The organism is Streptomyces longispororuber (genome assembly GCF_024448165.1).
In the GTDB taxonomy this organism is placed as follows: Bacteria; Actinomycetota; Actinomycetes; order Streptomycetales; family Streptomycetaceae; genus Streptomyces; species Streptomyces longispororuber_A.
On the sequence record NZ_JAMOLN010000277.1, the window covers coordinates 1 to 11,109 of the forward strand.

General features: G+C 74.5%; 9 protein-coding genes. 2 read left to right on the top strand and 7 right to left on the bottom strand.

Annotated features, from left to right (window positions below):
• Positions 1-146: 146 nt before the first annotated feature.
• Positions 147-614, top strand: coding sequence for an Lrp/AsnC family transcriptional regulator (locus tag M4J07_RS43305; RefSeq protein ID WP_255981954.1), 468 nt, complete (start codon positions 147-149; stop codon positions 612-614).
• Positions 615-699: 85 nt separating this feature from the next.
• Here M4J07_RS43305 and M4J07_RS43310 read toward each other — a convergent pair whose 3' ends face one another.
• From M4J07_RS43310 to M4J07_RS43335, 7 genes are all read right to left on the bottom strand, one after another.
• Positions 700-1,089: a hypothetical protein gene (locus tag M4J07_RS43310; RefSeq protein WP_255981956.1), complete on the bottom strand. Its 390-nt coding sequence runs from the start codon at positions 1,087-1,089 to the stop codon at positions 700-702.
• Entirely contained in the window at positions 1,086-4,301 is a 3,216-nt protein-coding gene (locus tag M4J07_RS43315; RefSeq protein ID WP_255981958.1) for an AAA family ATPase, read from the bottom strand. Before M4J07_RS43315 ends, M4J07_RS43310 begins: the two co-directional genes overlap by 4 nt.
• The gene (locus tag M4J07_RS43320; protein WP_255981960.1) at positions 4,298-5,461 is read right to left on the bottom strand and encodes an exonuclease SbcCD subunit D; all 1,164 of its coding nucleotides are present in this window, start codon (positions 5,459-5,461) and stop codon (positions 4,298-4,300) included. The genes M4J07_RS43315 and M4J07_RS43320 overlap by 4 nt, the downstream gene beginning before the upstream one ends.
• 110 nt (positions 5,462-5,571) lie before the next feature.
• Positions 5,572-6,717: an LLM class flavin-dependent oxidoreductase gene (locus M4J07_RS43325; RefSeq protein WP_255981963.1), complete on the bottom strand. Its 1,146-nt coding sequence runs from the start codon at positions 6,715-6,717 to the stop codon at positions 5,572-5,574.
• 25 nt (positions 6,718-6,742) lie between these two features.
• The gene (locus tag M4J07_RS43330; RefSeq protein ID WP_255981965.1) at positions 6,743-7,939 is read right to left on the bottom strand and encodes an SfnB family sulfur acquisition oxidoreductase; all 1,197 of its coding nucleotides are present in this window, start codon (positions 7,937-7,939) and stop codon (positions 6,743-6,745) included.
• 168 nt (positions 7,940-8,107) lie between these two features.
• The gene (locus M4J07_RS48595; RefSeq protein ID WP_372343177.1) at positions 8,108-8,203 is read right to left on the bottom strand and encodes a putative leader peptide; all 96 of its coding nucleotides are present in this window, start codon (positions 8,201-8,203) and stop codon (positions 8,108-8,110) included.
• 70 nt (positions 8,204-8,273) lie between these two features.
• Positions 8,274-8,894, bottom strand: coding sequence for a YigZ family protein (locus tag M4J07_RS43335; RefSeq protein WP_255981968.1), 621 nt, complete (start codon positions 8,892-8,894; stop codon positions 8,274-8,276).
• Positions 8,895-9,019: 125 nt separating this feature from the next.
• Between M4J07_RS43335 and M4J07_RS43340 the strand changes: the two genes are divergently transcribed.
• Positions 9,020-11,002 carry an APC family permease gene (locus M4J07_RS43340; RefSeq protein WP_255981970.1) on the top strand — a complete coding sequence of 661 codons (1,983 nt, stop codon included), beginning with the start codon at positions 9,020-9,022 and terminating at the stop codon, positions 11,000-11,002.
• Positions 11,003-11,109: the final 107 nt, after the last annotated feature.

The window sequence follows — 11,109 nt, forward strand, 5'->3', positions numbered from 1 at the left end:
ATGAGTGGCGGGGGCGGGGCCGCGGCCGGGCCGGCCGCGCCTCCTTCCCCCTGACCAGAAATCTACGGCGCATGATCACTCCGCTGAAGTGCCGATCCCCGGCATCCCTCTTGATCCGCCGGGGAAATCCCTGCTATTCATCTGCGATGACCGCCGATTCCACACCCGCTGCCGCGTACGTCCCGGACGCCACCGACTGGCGCATCCTCCAGGTCCTCCAGAGCGAGGGCCGGGCCAGCTACGCCGAGCTGGCGCGGGCCGTGTCGATGTCGGCGAGCGCCGTCACCGAGCGCGTGCGCCGCCTGGAGGAGGCGGGGGTGATCGCCGGGTACGCGGCGGTCGTCGTGCCGGAGCGGCTGGGGATGCCGATCCTGGCGTTCGTCCGGCTGCGCTACCCGAACGGGAACTACAAGCCGTTCCACGACCTCGTCGAGGTGACGCCGGAGATCCTGGAGGCGCATCACGTCACGGGCGACGACTGCTTCGTGATCAAGGTCGCGGCGCGCTCGATGGGGCACCTGGAGGAGGTCTCCGGCAAGATCGGCGCGCTCGGGTCGGTGACGACGAGCGTTGTGTACTCGTCACCGCTGCCGCGCCGGGCCATCGGACACTGACGCGGCACGAGAGACACCCGGTCGCCCCGTCGCCCTGTCGTCTTGTCGCCCTGCGAGTCGGGCGCCCGGTCACCTGGTCCCTCGGTCACCCTGTCGCCCGGTCACCCGGCGAATCGCTCGCCCGGTCCTCCATCGCGAGTGCCCGGCGCGCCAGGGTCCTGGCCCGGGCCCAGCCGGGGTCGTCGGCCAGGGCCCCGGTGGACCAGCGCGCCGGGTCATCGGCGGCGGTCATCGCGGCGAAGACCCCGTCGAGTTCCCGCAGCACGGGGAGCGTCCGGGCGCTCACCTCCCCCTCCGCGACGAGCCGGTCAAGGAGACGGGCATGGAGATGGTCGTCGTGGAGCAGGGCGATCTCGTCCGGGCCGACCCGGTGGCGCTCCACCCACGCTCGCTGCGTCGCCGCGTCGGCCGCCACCAGCGCCAGCGCGTCGAGCAGCCCGCGGCGCGCCCCGCCACCGGGCTCCGCGCGCCTCACCCGTCCCCCGTCACCCGCTGCCGCACCACCGAGCCCTCCCGGCCCTTCACGACCTCCAGCTGGGCATGGACCCGGCGGCGCAGGTCGCCGACATGGCTGACGATGCCGACGCTGCGGTCCCGCTCGCGCAGGGCGTCGAGGACGTCGAGGACGTCGTCGAGGGTCTGGTCGTCGAGGCTGCCGAAGCCCTCGTCGATGAAGAGGGTGTCGAGCCGGACACCGCCCGCCTCGTCGGTGACGACGTCCGCGAGGCCGAGGGCGAGGGCCAGCGACGCGAAGAACGTCTCGCCGCCGGAGAGCGTCGCCGTGTCCCGCTCGCGCCCCGTCCACGCGTCGACGACGTGCAGGCCGAGGCCCGAACGGCCGCGCCCGGCGAGCGAGTCGGAGTGCACCAGTGTGTAGCGCCCGGAGGACATGCGGCGCAGCCGGGCGGTCGCCGCTGCCGCCACCTGTTCCAGCCGGGCGGCGAGGACGTACGACTCCAGGCGCATCTTGCGTTCGTTGTCGGCGGAGGTGCCGGCCGCGAGGGCGGCGAGGCGGGCGACCCGGTTGTACGTCGTGCGCAGCGGTCCCAGGCGGCGGGCCTCGGTGGCGGCGCGGCGGGAGAGCCGGTCGAGTTCGGTGCAGCGCCGGGACGCCGCGTCGCGCGCCGAACCGGCCCGGCGCACCCGCGTGTCGGCGGCCTCGGCCGCGGCGTGGGCGGCGGCCACGTCGGCCTCGGGTGCGCGGGCGGCCTCGGCGGTGTCCTCCTCGGCGAGCACGGCCCGGACCGCGGCCTCCTCCGACTGCCGCTGGTCCAGGCGGTGCTGGAGCTGCCGGTGCGCGTCGTCGTCGAGCAGCGCGGCGGCCGCGGCCTCCGGCGTGTCGAACCCGGCTCTGAAGGCGGCGTCGGCGAGTCGCGCGTCCGCGTCCTTGAGGCGCTGCGCGGTGTCCTCGACGGCGCGGGCCGCGTCGGCGGCCGCGGTGAGCAGGGCGGTCCTGCGCTCCAGCTGGGCCGCCCGCTCCTCGACGCTGCCCGCGGTGCCCCGCGCGTGCGCCAACTCGCCTTCGAGTGCTGCCTGTTCGCGGTCGAGCGCCTCCCGCAGCGAGGCTCGGGCGGCGGCTCGGGTGGCCGCGTCCTGGCGGGCGGTGAGCCGGCGCTCGTGCTCGCCCTCTGCGCGGGCGAACGCCTCCCGGGCCGCGTGCAGCGTGGACGCCTCCTCGCGCGCCTCGGCGTGTCGCGCCTGCAACGCGCGGGCCGCGTCGGCGAGTTGCCCCGCCTCCCCGTCGCCGGCGGCGGTCCGCGCCGCCGCCAGTTCCTCCCGTACGGCACCGAGCTCGCGCTCGGCCCCGGCGCGCCGGTCGTCGGCGGTGCGGTGGGCGGCGAGCGCGGCCTCCTCGGCGGCCCGGTCCACGTGTCCGGCCGACTTCCGCTGTGGCGCGGGGTGTTCGGTGGCGCCGCACACGGTGCAGGGTGCGCCGTCGACGAGACCCTCGGCGAGTTCGGCGGCGATGCCGCGCAGCCGCTGCTCCTTCAGGCCGAGCCAGTGCTCGTGGGCGCGCGCCGCGTCCTCGCGGGCGGTCAGCGCCTCGGCTCCCGCGGCGTCGGCGCGGGCCGCGAGCCGGTCGCGCTCGACGGCGGCGCGCGCCTGCCGGAGCGCCGGTTCCAGCTGTCCGGCGAGGTGCTCGGCGCGGGCCGTGGCGTCCTGCGCGCCGTCGACGCGGGCCTGGAGCGCGGCGCGGCGGGTGTCCCAGTGGGTGAGCCACTGCTCGGCCTCGTCGAGCAGGTCGGTGTCGGCCCGCTCCTCCCGGTCGAGTCCGGTGCGCTCCTGCGCGAGGCCGGCGAGCCGCCGCTCGGCGCGGCGCGCCGCGTCCAGGCCGCCGAGCTCCTGGGCGGTGCGTCGCGCGGCGTCCGCGAGGACGCCCGGTCCGGCCTCGGCGAGCGCCTCAGGACCGGCTCCGCTCACGGTGTCCGCGTCACCCGCAGCACCCCTGCCGTCGCCGTCCCCGATGTCGTCCCCGATGCCGTCGCCCAGGTCGCCGGTGCGTGCCTCCCCGAAGAGCGTCGCCGCCGGGCCGCCCGCCGTCGCCGCATCGGCACCGTCCGCCCCGCTCCCCGCGGTCGTCCCCGCGCCGGCCTCGTCGCCCAGCACGACCCGCAGCTCACCCCGGGTCCGCCGCTCCTCCCCCAGCGCCCCCCGGTGCTCCCGCTCCGCCGCGTCCCGCAGGGCGAGCGCGGGGGCGACCGTCTCGGCCTTCCTGGACCGGTCCATCCGTTCCTGGAGCGCCCGGTGTTCCCCGGCGCCCTCCTCCAGCGCCGTGACGCGGGCCCGGGCCTGTGCGTACCGGCGCTGCAGCCGGTGCGTCTCCGTCGCCTCGGTGAGCTCGCGCTGCGCCGCCACGCGCGCCGACTCGGCGGCGACCAGGGCGAGATGGGTGTGCGTGAAGTGTTCGCGGGCGGTCGAGCGGGCGGTCGCGGCCCAGCCGAGGACGGCGTCGGCCAGTCCCGGGTCGCCGGGCGACGCGTCGACCGGCGGCAGTTCGACGAGGCCGTCCGCGGCCTGCTGCATGCGGTGCGCGTCGGCGAGCAGCTCGGCGTCCCCCGCGGTCACCTGCTTCTCCGCGGCCCGCCGGTCCTCGGCGAGGCGCTGCTCGACGGCGGCGAACCGGTGGGTGTCGAAGAGCCGGCCGAGGAGTTTGCCGCGGGCCTCGGCGTCGGCGCGCAGGAACCGGGCGAAGTCGCCCTGCGGCAGGAGCACGACCTGGCAGAACTGGTCCTTGCTCATGCCGAGCAGCTGGGTGATCTCCTCGCCGATCTCCTGGTGGGAGCGGCTGAGGTCCTGCCAGGCCCCGGCCTCGGCGTCGTACTCGCGCAGCCAGCTCTGGGCCTTCTCCGTGGTCGTGCCGGAACCGCGCTTCTTGGGGCGGGCGAACGGCGGCTGCCGGGTCAGCTCCAGACGGCGGCCCGCGACGGTCAGGTCGAGCACGACCTCGGTGCGCACGCCGGGCTCGGCGTGGTCGCTGCGCAGCTGCTGGCCCTGGCCGCCGGACTGGCGGGCGCCGGGCACGGTCCCGTACAGGGCGAAGCAGACCGCGTCGAGGACGGACGTCTTGCCCGCGCCGGTCGGGCCGTGCAGCAGGAAGAGGCCCTCGGACGACAGCGCGTCGAAGTCGATCTCCTGCGCCCCGCCGAACGGTCCGAACGCGGTGATCCGGAGTGTGTGCAACCTCACCGGGCGACCTCGCGCACCACGTCATCGGTGCGCACGGCGTCGAACGCGGCGCGCAGCACCGCCCGCTCGTGCTCGTCGGGCCCGGCGCCCCGGACATGGGTCACGAAGTCCTCCGCGATCTCGTGGTCGTCGCGCCCCTTGAGGCGCTCCGCGTAGCTGGCGTCCGGCTCGGTCTCGGTCCTGCGCGGCTCGAAGAGCAGGCTGAGGGTGTGCGGGAAGCGGTCGGTGAGCCGGGCCATGGGGTCGTCGGGCCGGACGGCGTCGGTGAGGGTGGCCTCGACCCAGGACTCCTCGTGCGCGGCGAGGTCCGGGTCGGCGAGGAGGTCGTCGAGATCGCCGCGGATCCGGGCGAGGGGCCGCGGCACGGGGCAGTCGATCCGCTCGGCGGTCACCGCCCCCTCGGCGTCGAGGTCGATCAGCCACATGCTCTTGCGGTGGTCGGTCTCGGAGAAGGAGTACGGCAGCGGCGAGCCGGAGTAGCGGACGCGCTCGGAGATGACCTGGCTGCCGTGCAGGTGGCCGAGCGCGACGTAGTCGACGCCGTCGAAGACGCCCGCGGGGACGGCGGCGACCCCGCCCACGGTGATGTCGCGCTCGCTGTCGCTGGAGGCGCCGCCGGTCACGAAGGCGTGGGCGAGGACCACGGACCGGGTGCCCGCCGGGCGCTCGGCGAGGTCGGCGCGGACCCGGTCCATGGCCGCGCCGATGACCTGCTCGTGCCCTGCCTTGGCGACGCCGAGCTGGTCCTTCACCAGGGCCGGTTCGAGGTAGGGCAGCCCGTACAGCGCCACGTCCCCGTGCGGATCGGTCAGCACGACGGGCTCGCCGCTGCGGGCCGGCTCGGTGCGCAGGTGGATGCCGGCCCGGCCGATGAGTCCGGCGCCGACGCCGAGGCGGCGGGCCGAGTCGTGGTTCCCGGAGATCATCACCGTGGGCACGCCGAGCTCGGCGAGGCGGTGCAGCGCGTCGTCGTACAGCTCCACGGCGGCGAGCGGCGGGACCGCCCGGTCGTACACGTCCCCCGACACGACCACCGCGTCCACCGCGCGCTCGCGCGCGGTGGTGACGAGGTGGCCGATGAAGGCGGCCTGGGCGTCGAGCATGTTCACGCGGTGGAACGCGCGCCCCAGATGCCAGTCGGACGTGTGCAGCAGTCTCATGGCACACGAGGCTAACCGCTGGGTCGGACATCACGGCCGGAACGCCCGAACCGGCCGGACCTGCCACAACGTCCGCCCCCGGCGGAACCCGTGTCCCCACGGGGTCCGGGTCACGAGGCGAACGGCACCGCCGACGGTGTCCGGTCCTGCGCCGCGGCGGCCGGGTGGGCCCACAGTCCGCGCTCCTGGAGGACCGGCAGGACGCCCTCGCCGAACCAGTACGCCTCCTCGACGTGCGGGTAGCCGGACAGCACGAACTCGTCGATGCCGAGGGCGTGGTACTCGGCGATCCGGTCGGCTACCTCGGCGTGCGAGCCGACGAGGGCCGTGCCCGCGCCGCCGCGGACGAGGCCGATGCCCGCCCACAGGTTGGGGTGGATCTCCAGGCCGTCGGTGGTGCCGCCGTGCAGGGCGAGCATCCGCCGCTGTCCCTCGGATCCCGAGCGGGCGAGCCCCGCCTGGACGTCGGCGATCACCTTCGGGTCGATGCCGGACAGCAGCCGGCGGGCCTGCGCCCACGCCTCGTCGGCGGTGTCGCGGGCGATCACGTGCAGCCGTATCCCGAACCGCACCTGCCGGCCCTCGGCGGCGGCCAGCGCACGGATCCAGTCGATCTTCCCGGCGACCTGCGCGGGCGGCTCGCCCCAGGTGAGGTAGACGTCGCTGTGCCGGGCGGCGACGGGGCCCGCGGCTTTCGACGAGCCGCCGAAGTAGACGGGCGGCACCGGGTCGGGCAGCCGGGTCAGCCGGGCGCCGGCGACCCGCTCGTGGACGCCGGCGAAGTCGAGGGTCTCGCCGCGCCACAGGGCGCGGGTGATGTGCAGGAACTCGTCGGTGCGGGCGTAGCGGGCCTCCTTGTCGAGGAAGTCGCCGTAGGCGCGCTGCTCGGGGTCCTCGCCGCCGGTGACGACGTTGAGCAGGAGCCGTCCGCCGGAGTGGCGCTGGTACGTGGCGGCCATCTGGGCGGCGAGCGCGGGCGCGACGAGGCCGGGCCGGAAGGCGACGAGGAACTTCAGGCGTTCCGTCCGCTCGGCCAGCATGGCGGTGGTCAGCCAGGCGTCCTCGCACCAGGCGCCGGTGGGGGTGAGCGCCCCTTCGAAGCCCAGCTGTTCGGCGGTGCGGGCGACTTGGCCGAGGTAGGCGAGCGAGGCGGGCCGGTCGCCGCCGGCCGAGCCGGTGGGGACGCCGTGGCCGCCGCCGACGACGTGCCGGCTGTCGCCGTTCGTGGGCAGGAACCAGTGGAAGGTCAGGGGCATGGCAGGGAGTCCTTCGCGGTGTGGGTCAGACGAGGCCGTTGGCGGGCGGTGGGGTGTCGTTGAGCTCCCAGCCGCCGAGGTAGCGGAGCTTGAGGCGGCGCGGGTCGTGCAGGGTGTGGGTGCGGGCGTTGCGCCAGTGCCGGTCGAGGCCGAGGGCGCGGTCGGCGGCGCGGGTGCCGATGAGTTCGAAGATGCCGCTGGAGACCTTGAGGGAGACCTCGTCGGAGTGGGCACGGGCCGCCGCGACGGCGGCCGACGCCTCCGCCGCCGTGCGGGTGGTGAGTCCCGCGCGGGCGGCGTCCACGGCCTCGCCGGCCTCCCGCAGCAGCGCCCGCGCCGTGCGCACGCGCAGCGCGAGTTCGCCGAAGAGGTCGATCAGCGCCTCCTCGTCGGCGGCCCGGTCGAGGCCGGTCTCCTTGCGGGGGCGGGCCAGTTCATGGATGAGCCGCTTGCCGTCGCGCAGCGCGGCGACCGCGATCCCGGTGTCGATGGCGGCGTGCAGGTACTGCCCGAACGCGCCGAACACCTCGTCCTTCTCGAAGATCGTGTACACCGGCACGATCCGCTCGGCGGGCACCCGGACGTGCTCGAAGCGGACGGTGCCGCTGCCGGTGGTGCGCTGGCCCAGGCCGTTCCAGTCGTCCTCGACGGTGACGCCGGGGTCGTCGGCGGGCACCCAGGCCGCGTGCACCCGGCCCTCCTCGTCGGTGGCGTAGACGGGGATCCAGTGGGCGAACAGGGCGCCGGTGGCGTAGTACTTGGTGCCGTGCACGACGCGGCTGCCGTCGGGCTGCCGGGCGAAGCCGATCTCGAAGTCGCGGGCGGTGCGCGAGCCGCGCTCGGACAGGGCGTTGCCGAAGTGCCGGCCGCGGAGGATCTCCTCGTAGAAGAACGCCTGTTGGGCCGGGGTTCCGGCGGAGGCGAGGACGTTGACGAAGAAGTAGTGGTTCTGCGGGATCTGGCCGATGCTCGCGTCCCCCGCGGTCAGTTCGGTGAACACCTCACCGAGCGTCCGGGTCGACACCTCGGGCCCGTCGTGCGCCTTCGGCACGGTCAGGGTGAACAGGCCCGCCTCGCCCAGGGTGCGGATCTCCTCGTGCGGCAGGATCCGCTCGGCGTCGCGCCGGGCGTCGTCGGCGGCGAACTCGGCCGCCAACCGACGTACGACGGCGAGGACTTCGGCCTCGGTGGTGGTCGGGGAGAACGGGGTGACACGGCTCATGGCACGGCCCTTCGGCGAGACGCGGGTGTCGCGCGGACGGCGCGACGGAAAGGGAGGCCTTCCCCACAAGGGCGTCACGGAAGCGGTCGCCGACCGCGGCGGAACGGACCTCGACCGCCTTACGGGCAGGAGGAGTTCAGGGCGGGGAAGGGGGAGCCTCGGGCGGGCTCAGCGCGTGGCGCGACAGACGGCGCTGCTGACGCGCGCGAGGTCGACGTGCCGTCGCCTCGTGAGGTCCTGTCGCCCTGCGTCCCCTGCGTCCATGCGCCGATTCAAGCAGCCGCCCCACCGGTCCGTCGAGGGCGGGTCACCGGGGCGGGGGCGCGGGCCCGGCTCACCCGTAGGCTTCGCCGCCCAGTTCCAGCTCCGCGGTGCCCGCCGACACGTCCGCCAGCCAGGCCGTGAACCGCTCCAGGTCCGCCTCGGGCACCCCGACCTCGATGGCGACGGCCTCCCCGTAGCGGACGTCGCGCACATCGCGTCCGGTGGCCCGCAGGTCGTTCTGCATCTTCCCGGCCCGTGCGTGGTCGACGGTGACCGTGGCGATCCGGAACCGGCGCCGCGTCACGGTGCCGATGGCGTCGAGGGCCTCCCCCACCGCGCCGCCGTACGCCCGGATCAGGCCGCCGGCGCCGAGCTTCACGCCGCCGTAGTAGCGGGTCACGACGGCGACGGCGTACCGGATCTCGCGGCGCGTGAGCATCTGCAGCATCGGTACGCCGGCCGTGCCGCCGGGCTCCCCGTCGTCGCTGGCCTTCTGCACCGACGCGTCGGCCCCGATGACGTACGCGTAGCAGTTGTGCGTGGCCGTCGGGTGCTCCTTGCGGACGCGTGCGACGAAGGCCTGGGCCTCCTCCTCGGTCGCGGCGGGTGCGAGCGCGCACAGGAACCGGGAGCGGTTGATCTCGGTCTCGTGCACGCCCTCGCGGGCCGGGGTGCGGTACTCGTCCTGCATCGGACCAGCGTATGCGCAGGTCGGCGTTGGGATGGCCCCCGCCCGACGCACAGGTGACGATGTGCTGGATACTCGCACGTCGTCGCAGGCACGCCCGCTGCGAGTCACCGACAGGAAGCACGCTGATGACCGGCACCCCGGCCGAGAGCCCGGCCGCCCCGCCCGCCGCCGCACCGGCGCGTTCGCCGCGCTGGCGCGCCTGGCTGCTGGAGGGCCTGAGCGAGCAGAGCGCGCACCACCAGGGTCCGCACGGGCACGTCCCGGCCGAGCACCGGGGTCATCGGTGGTGGCGCGTGATGTGTCTGACGGGTGTGGACTACTTCTCCACGCTCGGCTACCAGCCGGGCATCGCGGCGCTCGCGGCCGGGCTGCTGTCGCCGCTCGCGACGCTGGTCCTGATCGCGCTCACCCTGCTGGGCGCGCTGCCGGTGTACCGCAGGGTCGCGAAGGAGTCGCCGCACGGCGAGGGGTCCATCGCGATGCTGGAGCGGCTCCTGCCGTGGTGGGCGGGGAAGCTCTTCGTCCTGGTGCTGCTCGGCTTCGCCGCCACCGACTTCATGATCACCATGACGCTGTCGGCGGCGGACGCGGCGGCCCACGTCGTGGAGAACCCGTTCGCACCCTCGTCCCTGCACGGCGCGAACACGTACATCACGCTGGTGCTGCTCGGGGCGCTCGGCGCGGTCTTCCTGAAGGGGTTCCAGGAGGCGATCCGGGTCGCCGTGGTGCTGGTGGCGGCGTACCTGACGCTGAACGTCGTCGTGCTCGTCACGGCCGCCGCCCACGTGTTCACCGAGCCGGTCAAGATCGGCAACTGGTGGGACGCGATGACGGCCGAGCACTCGTCGCCGTTCGTGATGATCGGCGTCGCGCTGCTCGTCTTCCCGAAGCTGGCCCTCGGCATGTCGGGCTTCGAGACGGGTGTCGCCGTGATGCCGCAGGTGCGGGGCGACTCCACGGACACGTACGCGAAGCCGGCGGGCCGGATCCGGGACACCAGGAAGCTACTCACCACGGCCGCGCTGATCATGAGCGGCTTCCTGCTCCTTTCGAGCCTGGCCACGACGATCCTGATCCCGCAGCACGAGTTCGAGTCGGGCGGCTCGGCGAACGGGCGCGCGCTGGCGTACTTGGCGCACACCTACCTGGGCGAGGGCTTCGGCACGGTCTACGACGTGTCGACCATTGCCATCCTGTGGTTCGCGGGAGCGTCCGCGATGGCGGGTCTGCTCAATCTGGTCCCGCGCTACCTGCCGCGCTACGGCATGGCTCCGGAGTGGACGCGGGCGGTGCGCCCGCTGGTGCTGGTCTTCATGGCGGCGGCGGTCGCGATCACGCTCTGGTTCAACGCGAACGTCGACGACCAGTCCGGCGCGTACGCGACGGGTGTGCTGGTCCTGATGTTGTCGGCGTCGTTCGCCTCCACGGTCGCGGTGCACCGGCGCGGCCACCGCAAGTCGACGGTCGGGTTCGGTGCGATCACCGCCGTCTTCGCCTACACGCTCGTGACGAACGTCGTCGAGCGCCCGGACGGCATCAAGATCGCCCTGATCTTCATCGTGGCGATCCTGCTGTCGTCGTTCGCGTCGCGCGTGCACCGCGCCTTCGAACTGCGCGCGGGCGCCGTCACGTTCGACGACGCCGCGCGGCGCATCGTCGACGAGGCGGCCGCGCAGGGTCCGCTGCGGATCATCGCGAACGAGCCGCAGGAGCACAGCACCGCCGAGTACCGCGCCAAGGAGTACTGCCAGCGGGAGGACACCCACATCCCGGAGGGCGGTCCCGTCGTCTTCCTGGAGGTGTTCATCCAGGACTCGTCGGACTTCCGGGAGGACCTGGTGGTGCACGGCGACGAGAAGCACGGGGTGCACCGGCTGCGGGTGCACGGGCCGGGCGTCCCCAATACGGTCGCCGCGGTCCTGATGAACCTGCGCGACCGTACGGGGCAGGTGCCGCACGCCTACTTCAACTGGACCGAGGGCCACCCGGTCAGCCACCTGCTGCGCTTCCTCGTCTTCGGGGACGGCGAGGTCGCCCCGGTCACCCGCGAGGTGCTGCGCCGCGCGGAGCCCGACCCGGACCGCAGGCCCCGGGTCCACGTGGGCTGACCTCCGCCGGAGCCCGCTGCGGCGGCGACAGTCCGGGCAAAAGGTTACGTTCGTGTAGGTAAGCCACTCCTCGGACGAAGGCGATGGCCCCGCGATGAGCGCACCGA

What these genes read in the sequence shown, in the direction of transcription:
- M4J07_RS43305 (WP_255981954.1), top strand. Translation starts at nt 147, where the DNA reads ATGACCGCCGATTCCACACCCGCTGCCGCGTACGTCCCGGACGCCACC.
- M4J07_RS43320 (WP_255981960.1), bottom strand. Translation starts at nt 5,461, where the DNA reads ATGAGACTGCTGCACACGTCCGACTGGCATCTGGGGCGCGCGTTCCAC.
- M4J07_RS43325 (WP_255981963.1), bottom strand. Translation starts at nt 6,717, where the DNA reads ATGCCCCTGACCTTCCACTGGTTCCTGCCCACGAACGGCGACAGCCGG.
- M4J07_RS43330 (WP_255981965.1), bottom strand. Translation starts at nt 7,939, where the DNA reads ATGAGCCGTGTCACCCCGTTCTCCCCGACCACCACCGAGGCCGAAGTC.
- M4J07_RS48595 (WP_372343177.1), bottom strand. Translation starts at nt 8,203, where the DNA reads ATGGACGCAGGGGACGCAGGGCGACAGGACCTCACGAGGCGACGGCAC.
- M4J07_RS43335 (WP_255981968.1), bottom strand. Translation starts at nt 8,894, where the DNA reads ATGCAGGACGAGTACCGCACCCCGGCCCGCGAGGGCGTGCACGAGACC.
- M4J07_RS43340 (WP_255981970.1), top strand. Translation starts at nt 9,020, where the DNA reads ATGACCGGCACCCCGGCCGAGAGCCCGGCCGCCCCGCCCGCCGCCGCA.